General features: G+C 72.8%; 27 protein-coding genes. 17 read left to right on the top strand and 10 right to left on the bottom strand.

All coding sequences use genetic code 11. The annotated features are described in order from the left end of the window. The first annotated feature begins 46 nt into the window (after positions 1 to 46). The 5 genes from IE096_RS01920 (at position 47) to IE096_RS01940 (ending at position 4549) form a co-directional block, all read left to right on the top strand. On the top strand, positions 47 to 1285 hold the full coding sequence (locus IE096_RS01920; protein ID WP_126917178.1) for a Mur ligase family protein: 1239 nt from the start codon (positions 47 to 49) through the stop codon (positions 1283 to 1285). Between the two features lie 30 nt (positions 1286 to 1315). Further along, positions 1316 to 2044, top strand: coding sequence for a type 1 glutamine amidotransferase (locus IE096_RS01925; RefSeq protein ID WP_189447698.1), 729 nt, complete (start codon positions 1316 to 1318; stop codon positions 2042 to 2044). 117 nt (positions 2045 to 2161) lie between these two features. Further along, the gene (locus IE096_RS01930; protein ID WP_189447699.1) at positions 2162 to 3187 is read left to right on the top strand and encodes a 6-phosphofructokinase; all 1026 of its coding nucleotides are present in this window, start codon (positions 2162 to 2164) and stop codon (positions 3185 to 3187) included. A gap of 102 nt (positions 3188 to 3289) precedes the next feature. Beyond that, entirely contained in the window at positions 3290 to 4267 is a 978-nt protein-coding gene (locus IE096_RS01935) for a cytochrome c oxidase assembly protein (RefSeq protein WP_189447700.1), read from the top strand. Positions 4268 to 4390: 123 nt separating this feature from the next. Beyond that, positions 4391 to 4549 carry a hypothetical protein gene (locus tag IE096_RS01940; RefSeq protein ID WP_189447701.1) on the top strand — a complete coding sequence of 53 codons (159 nt, stop codon included), beginning with the start codon at positions 4391 to 4393 and terminating at the stop codon, positions 4547 to 4549. 14 nt (positions 4550 to 4563) lie between these two features. Here the strand turns inward: IE096_RS01940 and IE096_RS01945 are convergent, their stop codons facing one another. Then, entirely contained in the window at positions 4564 to 4977 is a 414-nt protein-coding gene (locus tag IE096_RS01945) for an SSI family serine proteinase inhibitor (RefSeq protein ID WP_189447702.1), read from the bottom strand. A gap of 203 nt (positions 4978 to 5180) precedes the next feature. On the opposite strand from IE096_RS01945, the gene IE096_RS01950 reads away from it, so the two are divergent. Continuing rightward, complete coding sequence (locus tag IE096_RS01950; RefSeq protein ID WP_189447703.1) at positions 5181 to 6011, top strand: TIGR02452 family protein; 831 nt, start codon at positions 5181 to 5183, stop codon at positions 6009 to 6011. Positions 6012 to 6024: 13 nt separating this feature from the next. On the opposite strand, the gene IE096_RS01955 is transcribed toward IE096_RS01950, so the two are convergent. From IE096_RS01955 to bioB, 4 genes are all read right to left on the bottom strand, one after another. Then, entirely contained in the window at positions 6025 to 7188 is a 1164-nt protein-coding gene (locus IE096_RS01955) for a 3-deoxy-7-phosphoheptulonate synthase (RefSeq protein ID WP_189447704.1), read from the bottom strand. Between the two features lie 131 nt (positions 7189 to 7319). Beyond that, a complete protein-coding gene (gene bioD / locus IE096_RS01960; protein WP_189447705.1) occupies positions 7320 to 8036 on the bottom strand; it encodes a dethiobiotin synthase in 717 nt (238 codons plus the stop codon). A gap of 23 nt (positions 8037 to 8059) precedes the next feature. After that, a complete protein-coding gene (locus IE096_RS01965) occupies positions 8060 to 9364 on the bottom strand; it encodes an adenosylmethionine--8-amino-7-oxononanoate transaminase (protein WP_189447706.1) in 1305 nt (434 codons plus the stop codon). Beyond that, entirely contained in the window at positions 9357 to 10649 is a 1293-nt protein-coding gene (gene bioB / locus IE096_RS01970; RefSeq protein WP_189447707.1) for a biotin synthase BioB, read from the bottom strand. The genes IE096_RS01965 and bioB overlap by 8 nt, the downstream gene beginning before the upstream one ends. A 145-nt stretch (positions 10650 to 10794) precedes the next feature. Between bioB and IE096_RS01975 the strand changes: the two genes are divergently transcribed. Beyond that, positions 10795 to 11949 (top strand): 8-amino-7-oxononanoate synthase, encoded by a 1155-nt coding sequence (locus tag IE096_RS01975; protein ID WP_189447708.1) that lies wholly within the window; start codon positions 10795 to 10797, stop codon positions 11947 to 11949. Positions 11950 to 11969: 20 nt separating this feature from the next. Here IE096_RS01975 and IE096_RS01980 read toward each other — a convergent pair whose 3' ends face one another. After that, positions 11970 to 12248, bottom strand: a complete 279-nt coding sequence (locus IE096_RS01980; protein WP_189447710.1) for a DUF397 domain-containing protein — start codon at positions 12246 to 12248, stop codon at positions 11970 to 11972. Between the two features lie 9 nt (positions 12249 to 12257). Further along, the gene (locus IE096_RS01985; RefSeq protein WP_189447712.1) at positions 12258 to 13127 is read right to left on the bottom strand and encodes a helix-turn-helix domain-containing protein; all 870 of its coding nucleotides are present in this window, start codon (positions 13125 to 13127) and stop codon (positions 12258 to 12260) included. Between the two features lie 242 nt (positions 13128 to 13369). Here IE096_RS01985 and IE096_RS01990 point away from each other — a divergent pair, with 242 nt between their 5' ends. Continuing rightward, positions 13370 to 13798 (top strand): ATP-binding protein, encoded by a 429-nt coding sequence (locus IE096_RS01990; RefSeq protein WP_189447714.1) that lies wholly within the window; start codon positions 13370 to 13372, stop codon positions 13796 to 13798. Positions 13799 to 14045: 247 nt separating this feature from the next. Here IE096_RS01990 and IE096_RS01995 read toward each other — a convergent pair whose 3' ends face one another. The 3 genes from IE096_RS01995 to IE096_RS02005 form a co-directional block, all read right to left on the bottom strand. Beyond that, on the bottom strand, positions 14046 to 14534 hold the full coding sequence (locus IE096_RS01995) for a C40 family peptidase (protein ID WP_189447716.1): 489 nt from the start codon (positions 14532 to 14534) through the stop codon (positions 14046 to 14048). A gap of 506 nt (positions 14535 to 15040) precedes the next feature. Continuing rightward, on the bottom strand, positions 15041 to 15367 hold the full coding sequence (locus IE096_RS02000; RefSeq protein ID WP_189447719.1) for a hypothetical protein: 327 nt from the start codon (positions 15365 to 15367) through the stop codon (positions 15041 to 15043). Positions 15368 to 15372: 5 nt separating this feature from the next. Continuing rightward, positions 15373 to 16008 carry an ATP-dependent Clp protease proteolytic subunit gene (locus tag IE096_RS02005; RefSeq protein WP_189447721.1) on the bottom strand — a complete coding sequence of 212 codons (636 nt, stop codon included), beginning with the start codon at positions 16006 to 16008 and terminating at the stop codon, positions 15373 to 15375. Positions 16009 to 16084: 76 nt separating this feature from the next. Between IE096_RS02005 and IE096_RS02010 the strand changes: the two genes are divergently transcribed. The 9 genes from IE096_RS02010 to IE096_RS02050 all read left to right on the top strand — a co-directional run bounded on the left by IE096_RS02010 (position 16085) and on the right by IE096_RS02050 (position 23801). Next, positions 16085 to 16417, top strand: coding sequence for a type II toxin-antitoxin system Phd/YefM family antitoxin (locus tag IE096_RS02010; RefSeq protein ID WP_189447723.1), 333 nt, complete (start codon positions 16085 to 16087; stop codon positions 16415 to 16417). 171 nt (positions 16418 to 16588) lie between these two features. Then, positions 16589 to 16891: an urease subunit gamma gene (locus IE096_RS02015; RefSeq protein ID WP_126917166.1), complete on the top strand. Its 303-nt coding sequence runs from the start codon at positions 16589 to 16591 to the stop codon at positions 16889 to 16891. A gap of 11 nt (positions 16892 to 16902) precedes the next feature. Then, positions 16903 to 17214 carry an urease subunit beta gene (locus IE096_RS02020; protein ID WP_189449490.1) on the top strand — a complete coding sequence of 104 codons (312 nt, stop codon included), beginning with the start codon at positions 16903 to 16905 and terminating at the stop codon, positions 17212 to 17214. Continuing rightward, positions 17207 to 18928: an urease subunit alpha gene (locus IE096_RS02025; RefSeq protein WP_189447725.1), complete on the top strand. Its 1722-nt coding sequence runs from the start codon at positions 17207 to 17209 to the stop codon at positions 18926 to 18928. Before IE096_RS02020 ends, IE096_RS02025 begins: the two co-directional genes overlap by 8 nt. A gap of 21 nt (positions 18929 to 18949) precedes the next feature. Continuing rightward, positions 18950 to 19648: an urease accessory protein UreF gene (locus IE096_RS02030; RefSeq protein WP_373298034.1), complete on the top strand. Its 699-nt coding sequence runs from the start codon at positions 18950 to 18952 to the stop codon at positions 19646 to 19648. Positions 19649 to 19730: 82 nt separating this feature from the next. Further along, positions 19731 to 20420, top strand: coding sequence for an urease accessory protein UreG (ureG, locus tag IE096_RS02035; RefSeq protein ID WP_189447728.1), 690 nt, complete (start codon positions 19731 to 19733; stop codon positions 20418 to 20420). After that, positions 20417 to 21226 carry an urease accessory protein UreD gene (locus IE096_RS02040; protein ID WP_229819860.1) on the top strand — a complete coding sequence of 270 codons (810 nt, stop codon included), beginning with the start codon at positions 20417 to 20419 and terminating at the stop codon, positions 21224 to 21226. The genes ureG and IE096_RS02040 overlap by 4 nt, the downstream gene beginning before the upstream one ends. A gap of 180 nt (positions 21227 to 21406) precedes the next feature. Then, a complete protein-coding gene (locus IE096_RS02045) occupies positions 21407 to 23014 on the top strand; it encodes an alpha/beta hydrolase (RefSeq protein ID WP_229819861.1) in 1608 nt (535 codons plus the stop codon). A 433-nt stretch (positions 23015 to 23447) separates the two neighbouring features. Continuing rightward, complete coding sequence (locus IE096_RS02050; RefSeq protein WP_189447730.1) at positions 23448 to 23801, top strand: hypothetical protein; 354 nt, start codon at positions 23448 to 23450, stop codon at positions 23799 to 23801. Positions 23802 to 23859 lie beyond the last annotated feature (58 nt).

Raw genomic sequence — 23859 nt, forward strand, 5'->3', positions numbered from 1 at the left:
TGACCAGGAATTTACGGCCCGGCGCCGAACAAGGAGGACTAGGACGATGGCAGGCAACTCGGGGCCGCTGTCGCCGCGGGCCAAGCTCGCCGTGACGGCGGGCAAGGCGGCTGCGGCGGTTTCGCGCGCAGCGGGCCGCGGCAGCGGGTCGGTGATCGGCGGCAAGGTCGCGCTCAAGCTCGACCCCGACCTGCTGGCCCGGCTGGCAACGCACCTGGACGTGGTCCTGGTGTCGGCCACCAACGGCAAGACGACCACGACCCGGCTGATCGCCGAGGCGCTGCGGGCCAGCGGTCCGGTGGTGTCCAACGCGCTGGGCGCGAACATGCCCGCGGGCATCACCTCCGCCCTGGCGGGCGGCTCGGACGCGCGCTACGGCGTGATCGAGGTGGACGAGAAGTACCTGGCGGGTGTGGCCCGCGACACCTCGCCCAAGGCCATAGCGCTGCTGAACCTCTCGCGCGACCAGCTGGACCGCGCCGCGGAGACCCGCATGCTGGCGGAGAAGTGGCGTGAGGGCCTGGCCGGCACCAAGGCCGTGGTGATCGCCAACGCGGACGACCCGCTGATCGTGTGGGCGGCGTCCTCGTCGCAGAACGTGGTGTGGGTCGCGGCCGGCCAGGAGTGGAAGGACGACGCCTGGTCGTGCCCCTCCTGCGGTGGTGTGATGCAGCGCCCGGGCGACGACTGGTTCTGCGGCGAGTGCGGCTTCCGCCGGCCGACGCCGAGCTGGGCGCTGTCGGGGGACTACGTCCTCGACCCCCACGGCTCCGCGTGGCCCATCCACCTCCAGCTGCCGGGCCGGGCCAACAAGGCCAACGCCACCACCTCGGCCGCCGTGGCCGCGACCTTCGGCGTGCCGCCGCAGGTGGCGCTGGAGCGGATGTACCAGGTGCAGGCGGTGGCCGGCCGGTACGACGTGGTGAACTACACCGGCCGTGAGGTGCGGCTGCTGCTGGCGAAGAACCCGGCCGGCTGGCTGGAGACGTTCTCGCTGATCGACGGCCCGCCGGCGCCGGTGATCCTCTCGGTGAACGCCCGCGGCGCGGACGGCACCGACACCTCCTGGCTGTGGGACGTGGACTACAGCCGGCTCGCCGGGCACCCGATCATGGTCATCGGCGACCGCAAGCTGGACCTGGCCGTGCGGCTGGAGGTCGCGGGCGTGGACTTCCGGGTCTGCGAGACGTTCGACGAGGCGGTGCAGATGGCCCCGCCCGGCAAGATCGAGGTCATCGCGAACTACACCGCCTTCCAGGACATCCGCCGCGTCGTCGGCAACTGACCCACGGGCAGCACTCAAAGGATTGTGAGCATGAGCCAGAACAGTCTGCGTGTGGTGTGGGTCTACCCCGACCTGCTCAGCACCTACGGCGACCAGGGCAACGTCCTGGTCCTGGAGCGCCGCGCCCACCAGCGCCGCCTGGACGTCCAGCGCGTCGACGTCCGCTCCGACCAGCAGATCCCCACCTCCGGTGACATCTACCTGATCGGCGGCGGCGAGGACCGGCCGCAGCGGCTGGCCGCCGAGCGGCTGCGCCGCGACGGCGGTCTCAACCGGGCCGTCGCCAACGGCGCGATCGTCTTCTCGGTCTGCGCCGGCTACCAGATCCTGGGCCACGAGTTCATCAACGACCTGGGCCGGCGCGAGCAGGGCCTGGGCCTGCTGGACGTCATCAGCACCCGGGGCGAGGGCGAGCGCTGCGTCGGCGACGTCCTCGCCGACATCGACCCCCAGCTGGGCCTGCCCCCGCTGACCGGGTTCGAGAACCACCAGGGCGTCACCCATCTGGGTCCGACGGCCCGCCCGTTCGCCCGGGTCCGGTTCGGCAAGGGCAACGGCACCGGCGACGGCACCGAGGGCGCGTTCAACGAGACCGTCTTCGGTACGTACATGCACGGGCCGGTCATGGCCCGCAACCCGCACATCGCGGACATGCTGATCAAGCTGGCGCTGGACGTCAACGCCCTGCCGCCGGTCGACGACCGCTGGTACGAGGCGCTGCGCGCCGAGCGGATCGCCGCGGCGACACAGCCCGCATAGCGGACGGTCGTGATCCCCGCCGCCCGGACGGTTTAGGGTGGCGGGGATTCCCACCGGACGACGGGGTCCGGTCCTTCAGCGGCCCCGCGGGGCCCCGATCCAAAAGGTCCCCCTGTCATGCGCATCGGTGTGCTCACCTCCGGCGGCGACTGCCCCGGGCTCAACGCCGTCATCCGTTCCGTCGTCCACCGCGCGGTCGTCGACCACGGCGACGACGTCATCGGTTTCCACGACGGCTGGCGCGGTCTGCTGGAGGGCGACCACCGGCCGCTGGACCTGGAGTCCGTGGCCGGCATCCTCGCCACCGGCGGCACCGTTCTGGGCTCCTCCCGGGTACGGCCCGAGGATCTGCGCGGTGGCGTGGAGCGCGCCCGCGAGCACGTGGCCGCGCTCGGCCTGGACGCCGTCATCCCCATCGGCGGCGAGGGCACCCTCAAGGCGGCCCGCCTCCTGTCGGACGCGGGGCTGCCGATCGTCGGCGTCCCCAAGACCATCGACAACGACATCGCCTCGACCGACGTCACCTTCGGCTTCGACACGGCCGTGGGCGTGGCCACCGAGGCCCTGGACCGGCTGAAGACGACCGCCGAGTCCCACCAGCGGGTGCTGATCGTGGAGGTGATGGGCCGCCACACCGGCTGGATCGCCCTCCAGTCGGGCATGGCCGCCGGCGCCCACGCGATCGTGGTGCCGGAACGGCCCTTCGACATGGACGAGCTGACGGCGGTCGTCGGCAAGCGCTTCGAGGCGGGAAAACGATTCGCCATCGTGGTCGTCGCGGAGGGCGCCAAGCCGCGCCCCGGCTCGATGGAGTTCGAGACCGGCGGTACGGACGTCTACGGGCACGAGCGCTTCGCCGGCGTCGCCCGGCAGCTGGCCGTGGAGCTGGAGCGCCGCCTGGACAAGGAGGCCCGGCCCGTCATCCTCGGCCATGTGCAGCGCGGCGGCACCCCCACCGCGTACGACCGGGTGCTCGCCACCCGCTTCGGCTGGCACGCGGTGGAGGCCGCGCACCGGGGCGCGTTCGGGATGATGACGGCGCTGCGCGGCACGGACATCACGCTGGTGCCGCTGGCCGAGGCCACCGAGCGACTGAAGACGGTTCCGGCGGAGCGCTACGCCGAGGCCGACTGCGTGCTCTGATCCGGTCCGTCCGCCTCGCCCCGGGGCGCCCCCGGCCGTGGGCGCGGCCCGGGGCGCCTCTAGTCTGGTCCCGGCGCATCGGTGCGAAATGGGAGAGAGTGGATGGATCACGGCGGGCACGGCATGCAGGGCATGCACGGCATGATGCACATGGACATGCCGCCGTTCACGCTGAGCCGGGGTCTGCAGTTCAGCGGCGAACCGTTCTTCATGATCGGCTGCCTGCTGGGGCTGGGTCTCTACGGCTGGGGCGTGGTGCGGCTGCGGAGACGCGGCGACGCGTGGCCGTGGGGCCGGGTGGTGGCGTTCACGCTGGGCGTGCTGAGCGTGGCGCTGGTGATGTGCACCAAGCTCAACGACTACGGCATGGTCATGTTTAGCGTGCACATGGTGCAGCACATGGTGATCAGCATGCTCTCCCCGATCCTCCTGCTGCTGGGCGCGCCGGTGACGCTGACGCTGCGGGCGCTGCCCGCGGCGGGACGCGGCCGCAAGGGGCCGCGCGAGTGGCTGGTGACCCTGCTGCACAGCCGCTACATGCGGATCATCACCCACCCCGCGTTCACGATCCCGATGTTCATCGCGAGCCTGTACGCGCTGTACTTCACGCCGCTCTTCGACTTCCTCATGGAGACGAAGACGGGGCACATCGCGATGATGGTGCACTTCCTCGCGGTGGGCCTGGTGTTCTTCTGGCCGATCATGGGTGTGGACCCGGGCCCGCACCGGCCGGGCTATGTGATGCGGATGCTGGAGCTGTTCGCGGGCATGCCCTTCCACGCCTTCTTCGGCATCGCGCTGATGATGGCCTCGGAGCCGATGATCGGCACCTATATGCATCCGCCGGCCTCGCTGGGCATCGACGCGCTGGACGACCAGAAGGCGGGCGGCGGCATCGCCTGGGCGTTCAGCGAGATCCCCTCGGTCCTGGTGCTGCTGGCGCTGGTGTACCAGTGGTACCGCTCCGAGCAGCGGCAGGCCAAGCGGTCCGACCGCGCGGAGGAGCGCAGCGGCGACAAGGAGCTCCAGGCCTACAACGCCTACCTGGCCTCGCTCCACGCGAAGGGCCAGCAGGGCTAGCCCGGCGGGGGTATGGCGGTACGGACCGCGGTGGGGAGACGATGGTCTCCTGACCGCGGTCCGCGCGTATGTACGGCCGTTTCGTTCCGTCCTGTGGCGGGGCCGCCGTGGAGGAGGTGCGGGATGCCCGGATCGGCGAGGGCGATGGCGGCGCTCACGGTCGGGGGGCTGGTCCTGGTGACCGCCTACTCGGTGACGATCGGGAGCGACGGCTGGCTGTGGTTCGTGTGGGTCGTGCTGGGCGTGGCGACGATCGGGGCGATGGTGGCGCGCGGGAACTGAGCGCCGGGGGCCGCTCAGAAGCGGAAGATCGCTCCGGTGGCGGCCTCCAGGAGGCAGGGGTTGGGATAGGTCCGCCGCCAGGACACCGTGGCACCGTGCCAGGCCCCGTCGGCGGTGGCGACGACCGGGTCGTCCTCCCGGGTGCACACCTGGCCCGGGCCGGCGGGGAACTGGTCGGGCCGGCCGCCCGCCCGTTCCAGGTCCGCGCACGCCTCGGCCGCGCGGGGGTGGTGGCCGCCCGTGGCGGGGCAGACGAGCCGGACGCCGCGGATCCAGGTGTTCCGCGCGCCGGAGATCGTGAGGAGGAGCCGTCCCGACTCCTTGGCGTCCGTCCTGTCGGCGCCCACCGCCGCGGGAGGCAGCGCGAGCAGCGCGGTGGCGGTCGCGGTGACGGTCGCCGCCGCTGTCGCGGTGGTGCGTACGGACATGGGTACCTCCCGGGCGCGGTCGTGCGGGTCAGGGCACCGCGTGGGACCGCCGTAGGGCAAGCGGCCGCACCGGCTCCTCACCCGTGTGGGGGGTCGCGGCCACCCGGGCGGACGCGAGCCCGGCGGCGAAATCCGGTCGCCGCGGACGGCCCGACTCCGTACGCTCCCGTCCGTACGAAAGGCTTCTGACAAGGGGGAACGCAATGAGCGCACGGCTGCGTGAGGTCGCGCGGGTGACGGAGTCGATCGTCGCCGACGGGGGCTATACGACACCGGGCGGTCGGTGGGCGGACATCGCCGAGGCGGTCGGGGCGGCCCGGCGGGGAACGCGGCTGTACGGCCCGGAGCCGGTGGCGGTGCGACCGGGGGAACCGACGGCGACGGTCTCCACAGCGACGGTCTTCGAGGTGACGGCCGAGGGCAGTCTGGACGCGTCGCGCCGCCTGGCGGCGGACGGCGACGTCGCGGTGCTCAACTTCGCCTCCGCCCGCAACCCCGGCGGCGGCTACCTCAACGGCGCCCAGGCGCAGGAGGAGGCGCTGTGCCGGGGCTCGGCCCTGCACACGTGTCTGCGCGAGGCCCCCGAGTACTACGCCGCCCACCGCGCGGACCCCAGCCCGTTCTACAGCGACCGGGTCGTCCACTCCCCCGGCGTCCCGGTCTTCCGCGACGACCGGGACGGGCTCCTGGAGACCCCGTACACGGTGGGCTTCCTGACCTCCCCGGCCCCCAACGCGGGGGTGATCGCCCAGCGCACCCCGGAGCTCACCGCGCGGATCCCGGCGGCGCTGGCGGAGCGCGCGGGCCGGGTGCTGGAGGTGGCGGCCGCGCACGGCTACCGCCGGCTGGTCCTCGGGGCGTGGGGGTGCGGGGTCTTCCGCAACGACCCGGCGCGGGTCGCGGCGGCGTTCGCCGGGCACCTGACGGGTGAGGGCCGCTTCGCGGACCGTTTCGAGCACGTCGTCTTCGCGATCCTCGACCGGCGGGCGGACTCGCCGACCCGGGCGGCCTTCGCGTCGGTGTTCGCGGGCTAGTACCGCGACGGTCTCAGGCCCGCTCCCCCATCATCTCGGCGACGAGGAAGGCCAGGTCGAGGGAGTGCGCCCGGTCGAGCCGGGCGCCTCGGGCGGCCCCGGCGACCCGGTCGCCGGTGAGCGCCACGTGGATGCCGCCCGCGTGGGTGCCGCAGGCCCGGTGGACCTCGAAGAAGCCCCGGACCTCGTCGAGGAGGGCGTCGAAGTCGTGCACGACGTGACCCCCGGCCGTCCGGACGGTGTTGCCGCGCACGGGGTCGCAGACCCAGACGGGCGTGGCGCCCTCCCCCTCGGCCTTGCGCACCAGCGCGGGCAGCCGGTCACGGACGAGTTCGGCGCCCATCCGGGTGATGAAGGTGAGCCTGCCGGGGACGCGGTCGGGGTCGAGCCGGTCGACGCAGGCGAGGACGGTGTCCGGGTCGGCGTCGGGGCCGAGCTCCACGGCGACGGGATTGTGGATCCGGGACAGGTACGCGAGGTGCTCGTCGTCCGCCGTCTCCCGGCCGGGCAGGGCGGTCCACAGCAGATGGGCGCTGGTCGCGTAGGGCAGCCCGGTGCGGGCGTCGGTACGGGTGAGCGCCTCCTCGTAGTCGAGCCGCCGTCCCTCGTGGCCCGCGAAGAAGTCGACGGTGTGGACCTCCTTGGGGTCGACCCCGCACGCGTGCATGAAGCGCAGGGAGCGCTCGATCCCGTCGGCGAGCTCCGTGTAGCGCCGGCGGGCCGGGGAGTCGGTCACGAAACCGCGGTTCCACTCGTGCACCTGGTGGAGGTCGGCATGCCCCCCGATGCCGAAGGCGCGTACGAGGTTGAGCGTAGTAGCCGACGCCTCGTACATCCGGCGCAGCCGGTGGGAGCCGGGGTCGCCGGAGCCGGCGGGCACGCCGAAGTCGACGCGGCCGAAGTCGACCCGGCCGACCTTGACCACGGGGACCGAGGCCGCGTAGGTGAGGACCACGGCCATCTGGAGGAGCGTACGGAGGATGCCGCCGACGGACTCGGCGGTCGTCCCGTCGAAACTCCGGGCGCTCTCGCCTCCCTGGAGCAGGAACGCCTCCCCCCGGGCGACGGCCGCGAGCCGGTCCCGCAGCCGGTCGCACTCCTCGGCGAAGACGAGCGGGGGCAGATCCTGGAGCGGCCCGGCCGTCACCGGCGGTCCGGCCTGCGGCAGTGGAGTCATGTCCCCGTCCCTCGGCGAGCCGGCCGCACGCGGCGACCGGCGGGATGTCCGGCCCAGGAATTCCAGCCCACGCGCCGGGCGCCGTCAAGAACCCCCGGCGGCGGGGCGGCGGGGGTCGCGTCAGTGCCGGCTCACTCCGCCTGCGACCCCGCGAAGCGGGCGGCGTCCCACGTCCCCGAGAGCTCCGGCGCCAGCCAGTCCACCGCGGAACGGCGGAAGTCGGCGGGCGGCAGAGCCGCCGCCCCCTCCGGAAGGGCGCCCAGCAGCGCCGACCCCGCCGCCTCCGGCAGTTCCGCGAGGTTGCACCGCATGGCCAGGTCCGGCGCGGCCGGCCAGCTTCCGACGACCACGCCCGCCCGCCGCAGCCCCCGCGCGGCCAGCGCCTCCGCGGTCAGCGTCGTGACGTTGAGCGTGCCCAGCCCCGCCTGGACGACGACCAGGACGGGCGCGTCCAGCAGCCCGGCCACGTCCGCGAGGGTCGAGCCCTCCTCGTCCAGCCGGACCAGCAGCCCGCCCGCGCCCTCGACGAGCACCAGGTCGTGGGTGCGTTCCAGCTCCCGCGCCGCCCGGACGATCTCGGCGGGCCGGACGGGCGCGAGGCCCGCCCGGCGGGCGGCCGTCGCGGGGGCCAACGGCTCGGGGAAGCGGCCGAGTTCGACCCCCGTCACGGGGCCCGCGAGCCGCAGCACCTCCGCCACGTCCCCCGGCTCGCCCATCGCGACCCCGGTCTGCGCGGGCTTGAGGACGGCCACCGAGCGGCCGGCGGCCAGCGCCGCCGCCGCGACGGCGGCCGTCACCACGGTCTTGCCGACCTCCGTGCCCGTACCCGTGACGACCAGCACCGACATGATTCGCTCTCCTCGTTCTCGCGCTACGCAACCCGCGCCGCGGCTTCCACCGCCGCGCAGATCCTCGCCACGTCCTCGTCGGCCGTGACGAACGGCGGCATGGTGTAGATCAGGTTCCGGAACGGCCGCAGCCACACCCCGGAACCGACCACCGCACGGGTGGCCGCCGCCATGTCCACTTCGTGGTCGAGCTCGACGACGCCGATGGCGCCGAGCACCCGTACGTCCCGTACGCCCGGCAGGTCCGCGACGCCGGCCAGGCCGTCCCGCAGCCCCGCCTCGATCCGCTTGACCGCCGTCCGCCAGTCCCCGGAGAGCAGCAGCTCGATCGAGGCGTTGGCGATCGCGCAGGCCAGCGGGTTGCCCATGAACGTCGGGCCGTGCGCGAGCACCGGGACCTCGCCGGAGCTGATGCCCCGCGCCACCCGGGAGGTGCACAGCGCCGCCGCGAGGGTGACATAGCCGCCGGTCAGCGCCTTGCCGACGCACATCGCGTCCGGGGTGACCCCCGCGTGGTCCGCCGCGAAGAGCGCGCCCGTGCGGCCGAAGCCGGTGGCGATCTCGTCGAACACCAGCAGCACGTCGTGCTCGTCGCACAGCTCCCGCAACGCCCGCAGATACACGGGTGAGTGGAAGCGCATCCCGCCGGCGCCCTGCACCACCGGCTCCACGATCACGGCGGCCAGCTCATGGGCGTGCCGCGCCACCGCCTCGCGCAGGTGCGCGAGGTAGGCGGGGTCGGCTTCGTCCGTGAAGCCGCCGGGCGGGGCGTCCGCGAAGACGTGCTTCGGCAGCGCCCCGGACCACAGCTCGTGCATCCCGCCGTCGGGATCGCAGACGGCCATCGGCTGCCAGGTGTCCCCGTGGTAGCCGCCGCGCCAGGTCATCAGGCGCCGCTTCTCCGGCCGTCCCAGCGAACGCCAGTACTGGAGGCACATCTTGATCGCGACCTCGACCGACACCGAGCCGGAGTCGGCGAGGAAGACGTGCTCCAGTCCTTCGGGGGTGATGTCCACCAGGGTGGCGGCCAGCCGGACGGCGGGCTCGTGGGTGAGCCCGCCGAACATCACATGGCTCATCCGCCCCAGCTGCGCCTGGGCGGCCGCGTTGAGGACGGGGTGGTTGTAGCCGTGGACGGCCGACCACCACGACGACATCCCGTCGATCAACTCGACTGAACCGTGGGCCGGTTCGGCCAGCCGCAGCCGCACCCCGGCGGCGGACTCGACGACCAGCGGCTCCTGGCGGCCCGGCATCGGGCCGTAGGGGTGCCAGACGTGCTGCCGGTCGAGGTCGAGCAGCCGGCCGGGGTCGAGCGGCTCAGGCATTGGGGGGCAGGTCCGTCCCCGTGCCCCGGCGGCGCACGGCCACCAGGTCGCTGCGGACCTCGCCGGGCGCGGCCTGCCCCGCCGCACCGGTCTCCGCGGAACCGACACCCGCCGGCACCGGCGCCTCGGTCGCGGCCGTACCGCAGACGCCCGCCGAGCCACAGCCGCCCGCCGCCGGAGCAGCGGCCTCCGCACCGCCGTCCCCGCACGGGCCGCAACCGCCGCCGCCCGCGTGCCCGCCACAACCACCGGTCGAGGCGGTCGAGGCGGCGGCCACGTCGGCCCGGTGCGCGGGCAGCGTCGACTCGCCCGCGCCCTCGACCTCGAAGCCCGCGTCCGCGATCATCGCCAGGTCGGCCTTGCCCTCCTGGCCCTCACTGGTCAGATAGTCGCCCAGGAAGATCGAGTTGGCGATCTCCAGGGCCAGCGGCTGCAGCGTCCGCAGGTGCACCTCGCGGCCGCCCGCCAGCCGGACCTCGACGTCCGGGCAGACGAACCGCGTCATCGCCAGGATCCGCAGGCAGCGCTGCGGGGTGAGGTGCCACTCCTTGGCCAGCGGCGTCCCCTCGAAGGGGATCAGGAAGTTGACCGGCACCGAGTCCGGGTCCAGCTCCCGCAGCGAGAAGACCACGTCCACCAGGTCGGCGTCGTTCTCGCCCATGCCCGCGATCAGGCCGGAGCAGGCGGACATGCCCGCCGCGTGGGCCTGCCGCACCGTCTCGACGCGGTCGGCGTAGGTGTGGGTGGTGGTGATGGCGCCGTAGGTGGCCTCGGAGGTGTTGAGGTTGTGGTTGTAGGCGTCGGCGCCCGCCTCGCGCAGTCGCTCGGCCTGGCCGTCGGAGAGCAGACCGAGGCAGGCGCACACCTCGATGCCCTCGTTCTGCTCCTTGATCGCCTCGATGGTCTTCGACACCCGGTCGACGTCCCGGTCCGTCGGACCGCGTCCGCTGGCGACCAGGCAGACCCGCTTCGCGCCCCCGGCGACACCCGCCGCGGCGGCCTTCGAGGCCTCGTCCGGCTTCAGCCAGGTGTACTTGAGGATCTCGGCCTTGGAGCCGAGCCGCTGCGAGCAGTACGAGCAGTCCTCCGGGCAGAGGCCCGACTTGAGGTTGACGAGGTAGTTGAGCTTCACCCGTCGCCCGAACCACTTACGGCGTACCTTTCCGGCCGCCGCCACCACGTCGAGCAGTTCGTCGTCGGAGGTCGCCAGCACGGCGAGCGCCTCTTCGCGGGTCGGCAGCTCCCGCCGCAACCCCTTCTCCACCAGCGTGTTCAGCAGGTCCATGGCGCAGATCCTCGCGTACTCCACCGCTCCCGGCCAAGGAGAGATCGCACAACAGGCGGCATTCGAGGTGTGTGTATCGCCACATCCTGCCCCGGCCCCCGGACGGCTAGGTTTTATGCAAACCCACCAAACGCGAGGGACGGCCATGCACCGCGACCCGTTCGACTGGATCGACGAGCGGCAGGCGCGGCTGCGCACCGCCGGCCTCGTCCGCACCCTGCGGCCGCGCGCGGCCGACAGCGATCTCGTGGACCTGGCGGGAAACGACTACCTGGGGCTGACCCGCCATCCCGAGGTCACCGAGGCCGCCGCGGAAGCGGCCCGGCGCTGGGGCGCGGGGGCCACCGGATCCCGGCTGGTCACCGGCACCACCGAGCTGCACGCCCGGCTGGAGGAGGAACTGGCCGCGTTCTGCGGTTTCGAGGCCGCGCTGGTGTTCTCCTCCGGCTACACCGCGAACCTCGCCGCCGTCACCGCCCTGTCCGGCCCCGTCGGCGACGACACCCTCCTGGTCTGCGACGAGGGCAACCACGCCTCGCTGATCGACGGCTGCCGGCTCGCCCGCGCGGAGAAGGCCGTCGTCCGGCACGCCGAGCCCGAGGCCTTCGGCAAGGCCCTCGCCACGCACGACGGCCGGGCGATCGCCGTCACCGACTCCGTCTTCTCCGTCGACGGCGACGCCGCCCCGCTGGCCGCCCTCGCCGGGGTCTGCCGGGAGAACGGCGCGGCGCTGCTCGTGGACGACGCCCACGGCCTCGGCGTCCTCGGCGACGGCGGCCGGGGCGCCCTCCACGCGGACGGGCTCGCGGGCGACGCGGACGTCGTCGCCACCGTCACCCTCTCCAAGTCGCTGGGCGCCCAGGGCGGCGCGGTCCTCGGCCCGGCCCGGGTGATCGAGCACCTCGTCAGCACGGCCCGCACCTTCATCTTCGACACCGGTCTCGCCCCGGCGGCGGCCGGCGCCGCCCTGGCGAGCCTCGCGCTGCTGCGCCGCGAACCGGGCCGAGCCGCGCGGGTCCGGGCCGTGGCCGGCGAGCTCCACCGCAGGGTCACCGGGGCGGGGCTCGTGGCCGTGCGCCCCGACGCGGCGGTGGTCTCCGTGCGGGCCCCCTCGCCCGAGGCCGCCGTGCGCTGGGCGGCGGACTGCCGGGCGGCCGGGCTCGCCGTCGGCTGCTTCCGGCCCCCGTCCGTGCCGGACGGCGTCTCGCGGTTGCGGCTGACCGCCCGGGCGGATCTGACAGACCTGGAGGTCGCGGCGGCGGCCGACACGATCGTACGGACCGCGCCGGCCGCCGCCTGACGGTTCCGGCTCGCGCCGTGTCAGGCCCCGTCGGCGCCCCGGCCCGGGGCACGGCCGAGGGCATGGCCCGGGCCGACGCCGTCCAGGTCCGTGACGAACGCGGACCAGGTGGTGCGGGGGAAGAGCAGGACCGGGCCGGCGCCGCGCCGTGAGTCACGCACGGCGAGCAGCCCCGTACCCAGGAGCGCCGTCTCGACGCAGTTGTTCATCCCCGTGCTGTAGCTGCTGCGGTGCCATACCGCGTCGCACCGAGCGGGCTGGGCCGATGGAGAGGGTACGTACCGAGGCATTGCGGACATGTCGCCTCCCTACGCGCCGTCACTGATCCCGGCGATGTATTCCAACGTTTTCTCGTGCGACAGGGCGTGCGCCCGGAGCGTCGTGAATGCGGAGGCGTACGCCCGGAGGTCTTCTTTCCGCTCCAGATAGAGGCTACTCGTCAAGTGGTCGAGAACAACCACGTCCAGATCGGCGATGCGCGGAAATGAGAAGATAACGAAAGGGCCGGTGATGCCGATATGGTTGCCGCTGGTGAACGGCAGTACGTGCAGCCGCACATGCGGAAGCGAGCCCCTTTCCAACAAATGCCGCAGCTGTCCCGCCATTACCTCGGGGCTGCCCACCTCGTGCCGCAGCACCGCCTCGTCCAGCACCGCGCACAGCTGCAGCGGACGGCTTCCCCCGAGCACCGCCTGCCGGGCCATCCGCACCCGCACCAGCTCCTCGACCTGCCGGGCCGGCGGGTCGCCGAGCGCCGCGCGGGTCACCGCCCGGGCGTAGTCGGGCGTCTGCAGCAGCCCGGGCACCACCGTGGTCTCCAGCGTGCGGGCGTGGGAGGCCTCCGACTCCAGGCTGATGAAGTCGAGATACGCCGAAGGCAGCAGGTCGCGGTAGGCGTACCACCAGCCGCGCCGTGATCCCTCCGCGTCCTTCGACCCCGCCCCGCACAGGGCCCCCAGCAGGGCCCGCAGCTCCGGGTCCGACACCCGGTAGACATCCAGCAGCCGCGTCACATCGGCGGGTTTCACCCCGCTGCTGCCCGTCTCGATCCGGCTCACCTTCGACTGGTGCCAGCCGACCGCGCAGGCCGCCTCCCGGCTGGTCATCCCGGTCAGCTCGCGCTGGCGGCGCAGTTCCGCGCCGAGTTTGCGGCGGCGCACCGCGGGTCCGTACCGCATCAGCTCTCCCTCCCCGCCGCTCACATGGAAGCGTCGTGACAACCCGCGACGCGTTGTTCACACGCCCCGCGTCAGAGTCAATAAACCAGGGTCACGGCCAAATCCGGTCGCTCGTCGTAGAGTTCACCGCTTTGAGCGACAGATATATCCACAATCCGGTGGATCACACCCATCGTGGCCGTTATCAGTGGGACGCTGGCGCGAAGAGCCGGGCCGAGCCTCGGTGGGAAAGGGACAGCGCCATGGCAGATCACCAGGAAGCAACCGTCACCCTGCCGAGCGTTCCCGCCTCGGTCTGTGCCGCCCGTCGCCATGTCATGGACGTGCTGGTCACCTGGGGCCTGCCGGCCGGGACGGACCTGGCCGATGCGGTCCGGCTGATCCTCTCCGAGCTGGCCACCAACGCCGTGCAGCACACCCGGGGCCAGTCGCCCACCTTCACCGTGGAACTCCGGCTGGACCGCGAGGAGCTCCTGCGCGTCGGGGTCACCGACAGCCATCCCCGCCACCCCAGGCGGCTGCCCGCCGACGGTCGGCAGGACAACGGCCGCGGCATGGTGATCGTCCGCGCGCTGACCGTCGAGTACGGCGGCAGGCTCGTCGTCACCCCGACCGCCGACGGCGGCAAGACGGTGTGGATCACGCTGCCCTGGACGGTGTCCGTCCGCTGACGGCAGCGCGGAGGGGCCGGGCGGAAGATCCGCCCGGCCCGGCGCTCTTGTGGAGCCGCACACAGGAACCGGTGGGTTCCGGATGTCGCTGGTGCCGGTGGGGCACCGCACGGCAGTCGGGTCCGCTGCCACGGGAAGCGCGGCCGGCGCGCGGGGAGTCCGGCGCGACGGGTACGCCGAATGGGATTCTGCGGGACGACGGGGGCGGGAAGCGGTAGCCGCGCCGGTCGTCACCCGCTCCGGTGGTTCAGTCGTTCACTCGGCCGTACGAGACGCTTCTGGTCCAGATGCGCTCGAGGCGGACGACCGAACCGGTCTTCGGGGCGTGCCAGATCAGATTGTTCCCGGCGTATATCCCCACGTGGTAGACGCCACCCCGGCCGTGGAAGAACACCAGGTCACCCTGTTCCCGGGAGAGGGTGGGGATGTGTTCGGTGCGGTTGTACTGCTCCTGAGCGGTGCGGGGCAGCTGCTTGCCGGCCCGTTTGAAGGAGTACTGCGTCAGCCCCGAGCAGTCGAAGCTGTACGGGCCCGTGCCACCCCACACATAGGGGGAGCCCGCCTTCGAGGCCGCGATCCAGAGGGCTTTGGTGGAGATGGTTGCGGCTTCGGCGTCGTTGACGGCGCCGGGGCCCAGTACCGTTGCGCTGACGGCCGCCAGAGTCAGGGCGGATTTCACGGACAGGGGTACCACCCCGGCCCTGGACAGCCGTGAGGGACGTTTGTGCGCGCCCATGCCAAACCCTTCGTCAGCCGCCTGTGAAGGATGACCTGTCGGGTTCGGGCAGGCGAAGAATGCCCGGCCGCCGAGGCGGCTTCACCCCAAGGGCCGGTCCGGCCCCTCCCTCGTCGCGAGGGCTGGTCCGGCCGTCCCGTCGTGCCTGGGTCCTCCATCCCCGCCGATGCATTCGTGTCGACCAGCGCCCGGGCGGCGGCGGGGTTCGGCGTCCGCCCGGACCGCCCCGCCGTGGTGGCGGGGTCTTGTCGTCGGAGGGATCTTGGCGCAGCCGCGGCGGACACGCCGAGGGGATCCAGGCATATGTGAGCCTCGTCACCGTTGGGCAATTCCGGTGGACGCGGGGGGATTTGACTCTCGCGGATCACCCCTGGTGAGCCGGTCACCTGCGGCGCCGACGATCACCGCGAGCGCAAACCGCGCGTACGGCCCGACATGATCACCACGGCTCGTCTACGGTCGCATCCGCCGTCTGAAGGAGATCGAGGGAAGAATGTTTCCGCTCCTCAGTTCGCAGCCGGAGGCGGCAAGGTCACCCGCAGCGCCCGGCGTTCGCCGTCCAGGACCCGCATCGCCCGCGCCAGCGTTCCCGCGAACACCTGTCGTTCGCCGCGTTCGTGCATCGTCGCCAGCGCGTCGCGCAGCCCCGCGGCCGCGACCACGAGCCTCTGCGCGGCTCGTAGCCCGCCGTACGTGTCCTGCGCACGCGCCGGGTTGATCCGGCCGAGTTGATCCAGTACTTCCAGATAGCGGTCGACCAGCTCGCCCTCGGCCCGGGTCAGCGCGGGCAGCGGCGGCAGCTCCGGAGGGAACCGGTGGGACGGCTGCGGCACCCCGCTCACCTCCCCGTGGCCGGCGCGAGCCGCGCCCGGCGGTCGGTGACCACCGCGTCGGCCAGGCCGTGGGCCACGGCCCCCGCCGCGTCGAGGACGGTGTCGCGCTCGATGTCCCGCCGGACGCGCTCCGGGCTCCGCCCGGTGTGCAGCGCCAGCATCCCCACCAGGGTCTCGCGGGCGCGCAGCAGCTCCGCGGCCTGGATCTCCAGGTCCGAGGGCTGCCCCCGGACGGGCTCGGGCAGGGCCGGCTCATGGACGAGGACCCGGGAGTGCGGCAGCACCATCCGCTTGCCGGGGGTGCCGGCCGCCAGCAGCACGGCGGCGGCCGAGGCGGCCTGGCCCAGGCAGTAGGTCTGGATCTCGCAGTCGACGTAGCGCATGGAGTCGTAGATGGCGCACATCGCGGAGAAGGAGCCGCCGGGAGAGTTGATGTAGAGCGCGATGTCCTGTCCGGGCGCCGCGTGTTCGAGGTGCATCAGCTGGGCGATCACATCGCTCGCCGCCGCGTCGTCGAGGGCCGTGCCGAGGAAGATCACGCGCTCGGAGAACAGCTTCGAGTAGGGGTCCAGGGTGCGGGTCCCGCTGCTGGTGCGCTCGGTGAACTCCGGCAGGACGTGCCGGGCGAGGGGTCGGTGCATGGCTGTGCGCCTTTCGATCGGGCCGATCGGTGTCTGTAAAAAATGTACAGGACGTACAGGAGACTAGAATGGGGGTATGGCCTACGAGATTCCTGTGACGCAAGCCCGAGCCGAGCTGGCGGACCTCATCAACCGTGTCGTCTACGGCGGCGAGCGGGTCGTCGTCACCCGTCACGGGAAGCCGCTGGTGGCCCTGGTCTCCGCGGACGACCTGCGGCGACTCGAGGAGGACGCGGCGGCCGCGGCGGCCGCGCCCGAGGAGCCGGTGATCAGCACGGTCGCCACGGTGCGCCCGGTGTCGTCGTCCGCTCCGGGCGAACGCGGCCGCTTCGGCATCGCGGCCGAGCACCGGGGTCCCGGGAGCCTGGCCGCCGAGCACCGCGACCCCGGAGGCGGCGCCCACCGCTGACGCCCCGTCGCGCGCCCGGCGCGCACGGCGTCCGCGCGGGCGGGCGGTGGTCATGGACGCACCAAAAGACGGTCATCCCGGTTAACGCGTTGGAAAAGCTTGCGCCCTAATCTGCGGTCAGGGGCCGCGGGGAGAAGAACCCCAGGTCAACACTGTGTTGAGGTGGGATACATGCAACTTTCCCCGCACGAGCAGGAACGACTGCTCATCCATGTGGCCGCCGACGTCGCGGAGCGGCGCAGGGCCCGCGGGCTGCGCCTCAACCACCCCGAAGCGGTGGCCCTGATCACCTCGCACATCCTCGAGGGCGCCCGCGACGGCCGTACCGTCGCCGAGCTGATGTCCTCGGGGCGCAAGGTGCTCACCCGCGACGAGGTCATGGACGGCATCCCCGAGATGATCCACGACGTCCAGGTCGAGGCCACCTTCCCGGACGGGACGAAGCTCGTCACCGTCCACGAACCCATCGCGTGACGGGGGGCACCGTGATTCCCGGAGAGATCCTCCACGCCGACGCGCCCGTGCGGCTCAACGAAGGGCCGCGACGCACCCGGCTGACCGTTCTCAACGCCGCCGACCGGCCCGTCCAGGTCGGCTCCCACTACCACTTCGCCGAGGCCAACCCGGGCCTGGCCTTCGACCGCGCGGCCGCCCACGGCATGCGCCTCGACATCGCCGCCGGCACCGCCGTGCGCTTCGAGCCGGGCATCCCGGTCGAGATCGCTCTCGTGCCCATCGGCGGCAAGCGCGTCGTCGAGGGGCTGCGCGGGGAGTGCGGGGGCCCGCTCGATGCCTGAGCTGACCCGCGCCGAGTACGCCGCGCTCTACGGGCCGACGGCCGGCGACCGGATCCGGCTCGCCGACACGAGCCTGCTCATCGAGATCGAGGAGGACCGCTGCGGCGGCCCCGGCCACGCCGGGGACGAGGCGGTCTTCGGCGGCGGCAAGGTCATCCGCGAGTCGATGGGCCAGTCGCGCGTCACCCGCGCCGAGGGCGCCCCTGACACCGTGATCACCGGCGCCGTCGTCCTCGACCACTGGGGGATCGTCAAGGCCGACGTCGGCATCCGCGACGGACGGATCACCGGCATCGGCAAGGCCGGAAACCCCGACACCATGGACGGCGTCCACCCCGATCTCGTCATCGGACCCGAGACGGAGATCATCTCCGGCAACGGCAGGATCCTCACCGCCGGCGCCGTCGACGCCCACGTCCACTTCATCTGCCCCCAGCTCGCCGACGAGGCGCTGGCCTCCGGCGTCACCACGCTCGTGGGCGGCGGCACCGGCCCCGCCGAGGGCAGCAAGGCCACCACCATCACCCCCGGCTCCTGGCACCTCGCCCGGATGTTCGAGGCGATGGAGGGCCACCCCGTCAACATCGGCTTCCTCGGCAAGGGCAACACCGTCTCCTACGACGCGATGCGCGCCCAACTGCGCGCCGGGGCCGTCGGATTCAAGATCCATGAGGACTGGGGCGCCACCCCCGCCGCCATCGACGCCTGCCTGAGCGTGTGCGAGGAGAGCGGCGCCCAGCTCGCCATCCACACGGACACCCTCAACGAGGCGGGCTTCGTCGGCGACACCCTCGCCGCCATCGCCGGACGCTCCATCCACGCGTACCACACCGAGGGCGCGGGCGGCGGGCACGCGCCCGACATCATCACGGTGGTCTCCGAGGCCAACGTCCTGCCCAGCTCCACCAACCCCACCCGGCCCCACACCGTCAACACCGTCGAGGAACACCTCGACATGCTGATGGTCTGTCACCACCTCAACCCCGCCGTCCCCGAGGACCTCGCCTTCGCCGAGTCCCGGATCCGGCCCGGCACGATCGCCGCCGAGGACGTCCTCCACGACCTCGGCGCCATATCGATCATCTCCTCCGACTCCCAGGCCATGGGCCGGATCGGCGAGGTGGTCCTGCGCACCTGGCAGACCGCGCACGTGATGAAGGAACGGCGCGGCGCCCTGCCCGGCGACGGCCGGGCCGACAACCGGCGGGCCCGCCGCTACGTCGCCAAGTACACGATCAACCCCGCCGTCGCCCAGGGCCTCGACCACGAGATCGGCTCCGTCGAGACCGGCAAGCTCGCCGACCTGGTGCTGTGGGAGCCCGCGTTCTTCGGCGTCCGGCCACTGCTCGTCCTCAAGGGCGGACAGATCGCCTACGCGCAGATGGGCGACGCCAACGCCTCCATCCCCACCCCCCAGCCCGTCCTGCCGCGCCCCATGTTCGGCGCCCGGGGCAGGGCGCCCGCCGCCAACTCGCTGAACTTCGTCACCCAGTGGGCGCTGGACGACGGGCTGCCCGAACGGCTGGGCCTGGGCAAGCGCTTCGTCCCCATCCTCGACACCCGACGCCTCACCAAGGCGGACATGCGCGAGAACGACGCCCGCCCCCGGGTGGAGGTGGACCCGGACACCTTCACCGTGACGATCGAGGGCGAGCCGGTCGAGCCGCGCCCGGCGGTGGAGCTGCCCATGGCCCAGCGGTACTTCCTCTTCTGACGGGCGTCACCGATGAGCACCATGTCCGAGCGGGCGCCGATGAGCACCATGTCCGCCGCGCTCCTCGTCCTGGCCGACGGCCGCTTCCCCGCCGGGGGCCACGCCCACTCCGGCGGTGCCGAGGCGGCCGTCAAGGCCGGCCGGGTCACGGACGGCGCGTCCCTGGAGGCGTTCTGCCGGGGGCGGCTGCACACCGCCGGGCTGACGGCGGCGGGGCTCGCCGCCGCCACGGCCGCCGGTATCGACCCGCTCGCCGTCGACGCGGCCGCCGACGCCCGCACCCCCTCGCCGGCCCTGCGGGCCGCCGCGCGCCGGCTCGGGCGCCAGCTGATGCGCGCCGCGCGCGCCGCCTGGCCGTCGCCCGAACTCGACGCCCTCGCCGCGGCCCTGCCGCGCGGCGCCCACCAGCCCGTCGTCCTCGGGCTGGTCGCCCGCGCCGCCGGGCTCGGCCCGCTCGCCGTCGCCCACGCCGCCGCGTACGAGGCGGTGAGCGGACCGGCGACGGCGGTGGTGCGGCTGCTGAGCCTCGATCCGTTCGAGGCTACGGCGGTGCTGGCGCGGCTGGCGCCGGAGCTGGACGCGGTGGCATCGGCGGCCGCCGACGCGGCGGGGGCGGCGCTGGTCGAGGGACTGGACGCCCTGCCCGCGCCCGCCGCCCCGCTTCTCGACATCACGGCGGAGCAGCACGCCGCTTGGCCGGTGCGGCTGTTCGCCACGTAGTCGCTGTCTCCCGGGGGCTCCGCCCCCGGACCCCCGCTCCTCAAACGCCGGAGGGGCTGTTTTCACACCCCGGAGGAACCACATGCACCTCGACCACCCCGACACCTACCCCCACCGCCACACCTACACCGCTGCCACCCCCACCCGCCCCGACGGCACCCGCCGGGCCCTGCGCATCGGACTCGGCGGTCCCGTCGGCTCCGGGAAGACGGCGACGGTCGCCGCCCTGTGCCGCGCGCTGCGCGACCAGTTGTCCATCGCCGTCGTCACCAACGACATCTACACCCGCGAGGACGCCGAGTTCCTGCTGCGCAACGCCGTGCTGGCGCCCGAGCGCATCACCGCCGTGGAGACGGGCGCCTGCCCGCACACCGCCATCCGCGACGACATCTCCGCGAACCTCGAAGCCGTCGAGGACCTGGAGGACTCGGTCGGCCCGCTCGACCTCGTCCTCGTGGAGTCCGGCGGCGACAACCTCACCGCCACCTTCTCCAAGGGCCTCGTCGACGCGCAGATCTTCGTCATCGACGTGGCCGGCGGCGACGACATCCCCCGCAAGGGCGGCCCCGGCCTGACCACCGCCGATCTGCTGGTCGTCAACAAGACCGATCTCGCCCCGTACGTCGGCGTCGATCTGGAGGGCATGGCGCGCGACGCCAAGGCCCAGCGGGGGGAGCTCCCGGTGGCCTTCACCTCGCTCGCCACGGAGGGCGGCGTCGCGCCCGTACGGGACTGGGTGCTCGAGCGGCTCGCTGCCTGGGCGGCGGCGTGACGCCACCGGTCGCCCTGGTCACGGCGCTCGCCCCCGACCCCGCCGGCGTGGTCGCGGCGGCCCGGATCGTCGCCGCCCCCGACGGCAGGGGCGGCACCGCCCTGCCCGTCCTGGAAGGCGGGGGGCCGTTCGCCCTACGCCGGGTCGGCGGGCGCGGGGCCGAGGCCCGGGTGGCGCTCGTGGGCGCCATGAGCGCCCCGCTCGGCGGCGACCGGCTGACGCTCGACGCCCGCGTCGAAGCCGGCGCCGCGCTGGCCTTCTCCACCACGGCCGCCACGATCGCCCTGCCGGGCCGCACGGGCGCGCCCGCCACCTACGACACCCGTATCGACGTGGCCGACGGCGCCGCCCTGCGCTGGCTGCCCGAGCCGCTGATCTCCGCGCACGGCAGCGACGTCCGGACGACGACCCGCGTGGCGCTCGGCGCCGGGGCCCGGCTGCTGCTCCGCGAGGAGCAGGTCCTGGGCCGGGCGGGCGAGCCCCCGGGGCGGCTGCGCTCGCGGCTGACGATCCATCACGCCGGACGCCCGCTGTTCGACCAGGAGCTGAACTACGGGCCGGGGGCGCCCGGCTGGGACGGTGGCGCGGTGCTCGGTGGGCATCGCGCGGTCGGCCAGCTCGTCGTCGTCCACCCGGCCTTCGAGGAACGGCCGATGGCGGCCCGGCCGCTCGGCGCGACCGCCGCCGTCACCCCGCTCGCCGGCCCGGCCGTCGTGGTGAGCGCGGTCGCGCGGGACGCACTTGAGCTGCGCAAGGTACTGGATTCCTGGGCAAGCGAGCTGAACGACGTAATCCGGGCGTTTTAGCGTCAGTTGGGGTGAAGGCCACCAGTCGTGCCGCGCCTCGTTACGTCATCTTTACGGATTAGTAAAGAACGCCCTCACACCCTGTCCTTTGTGGCAGGGGAGGCGAAAGGATTCCCACCTGCAGACCGCGTGATCATCGCTGCCTTCCGGGCGGCGCACGAAGCAGGGGGAATTACTGTCTTGAGACCCAACGCGATAGCCGGCGCGGCCGGCACCGTGCTGGCCGGCACGCTCGTCGCCGGCTTCCTGGCCGCACCGACGGCGGGCGCGGCGCAGGCCGTGCCGGGAGGCGCCGCCGAGGCCAAGGGCGTGAAGATCGCCGCCGAGCGGGCCGCGAAGTCGGGCGTGACGTGGCAGGACTGTCCTGCCGACTGGGGGCAGCTGCCGAAGCCCATCCAGTGCGGCTTCGTCACGGTCCCCGTCGACTACGCCAAGCCCAACGGCCGCACCATCAAGATCGCCGTGGACCGGGCCAAGTCCACCGGCACCGCCGACGAGCGCCAGGGCGCGCTCGTCTACAACCCGGGCGGCCCGGGCGGTTCCGGCCTGCGCTTCCCCACGCGGGTCACGACCAAGAACCCGCTCTACGCCAACATCGCCAAGGCGTACGACTTCGTGGGCTTCGACCCGCGCGGCGTCGGCCGCTCGGCCCCGATCTCCTGCGTCGACCCCCAGGAGTTCGCCAAGGCCCCCAAGGCCGACCCGGTCCCCTCCGGCGAGGCCGACAAGCGCGCCCAGCGCAAGCTGGCCAAGGAGTACGCGGACGGCTGCTTCGAGCGCAGCGGCGACCTCCTGCCGTACCTGACGACGATGAACACCGCCCGTGACGTGGACGTCGTCCGCGCCGCCCTCGGCGAGAAGAAGCTGAACTACCTCGGCGTCTCCTACGGCACCTACCTCGGCGCCGTCTACGGCACGCTCTTCCCGACGCACGTCCGTCGCATGATCGTCGACAGCGTCGTCAACCCGGCCCAGGACAACATCTGGTACAAGGCCAACCTCGAGCAGGACATCGCCTTCGAGGGCCGGTTCAAGGACTGGGAGAAGTGGGTCGCCCAGCACGACGACGCCTTCCACCTCGGCACCACCCAGGCCGCGGTCCACCAGAACTGGCTGAAGCTCCGCGCCTCCGCCAAGGCCAAGCCCATCGGCGGGGTCGTCGGCCCGGCCGAGCTGATCGGCTGGTTCCAGAAGGCCGCGTACTACGACTCCTCGTGGGTGCCGGTCGCCCAGACCTGGAGCAAGTACGTCGCCGGTGACGAGAAGCCGCTGATCGAGGCGGCCGGCCCGAACATGGCCGACAAGGCCGGCAACATCGCCGCGGAGAACGGCAACGCCGTCTACACCGCCGTCGAGTGCGCCGACGCCAAGTGGCCCACCAGCTGGAACAAGTGGGACCGGGACAACACCCGCGTGGACCGTCAGGCCCCGTTCATGACGTGGTCCAACGCCTGGATGAACCTGCCCTGCGCCACCTGGAAGGGCCCGCAGTACAACCCGATCGAGGTCACCACGCACAAGGGCCTGCCGCAGACCCTCATCGTGCAGTCCGACCGTGACGCCGCCACCCCCTACGAGGGCGCGGTCGAGCTGCACAAGCGCTTCCGCGGCTCGCAGCTGATCACGGAGAAGGGCGCCGGTTCCCACGGTGTCACCGGCCTCGTCAACCCCTGCATCAACACCAAGGTTGACGCGTACCTCCTGACCGGCAAGCTCACCGGCGGCTCCGACGTGACGTGCACCCCGCACGCCACCCCCCAGCCCCCGAAGGCCACCGCCGCCAAGTAATCGCTGGTAGCGGTACCTGTCACGTCCGTGCCCCGGCCCGATATGGGCCGGGGCACGGTCTTTTTGGGGTGGTGCGGCTGGCGGGAACGCCATAAGCGGCGGTTCTGGGTCGCATCAGAACTGACAACAGCCGCATCAAGCAGTGGGCCGCCACCACGCCGCCACCCGACCACGCGAAGATCCTCAGCCGCTGGGAACTCTTCAACGACGCCCGTACCTGCACCGCCATAGCCGCCTTCGCCATCCTGATCCTTGTCGCTCTTCGGCCCGGTCACGCCCGGGACAGCAGGTCCGGGAAACGGCAAGAGGGGCGTTCGCGTCAATCCGTGGAAGCTTGTTGCGCCGGTGATCGACCCTCGCTGGAATAGGGCCGGAACCGGCGCCCACGGCTGCCGGGACCGAAGAATCGGGTCTGGAATCGGAAGGGGCAATCATGCGCGCTCGCGCCGTGGCCGGAATCGGCCTCGCCGCTGTTCTGGCCACCACCGGTGTCGTCGCCACCGCCGGCACCGCTCTCGCCGGCACCAACGGCCAGCAGGTGTCCGTGCGGGACACCAAGGCCAACCTGAACTCCGTTCGCCTCACCGGAAAGAATCAGCACGGCGAGCCCGTCACCACATGCGTGGACTTCAACGGCCCGATAGCCAAGAAAGCGGGCTGGTGGTGGAAGGGCGGCATCAGCCTGAAGGGCTACAGCGGATTCGGCTGCAGCGGGCGTGTCCTTCGGAGCGCCAACAAGTCGGTTCCCGAGACCTGGGACAGCGACTGGTTCGAGATCAGGCTGTAGGGCTCACCGGGCCCGCGGAGCGGCTCGCGCACGGCCGACGTCGAGGGCCCGGTGACCG

The sequence above is a fragment of the Streptomyces abikoensis genome (assembly GCF_014648775.1).
GTDB lineage: Bacteria > Actinomycetota > Actinomycetes > Streptomycetales > Streptomycetaceae > Streptomyces > Streptomyces abikoensis.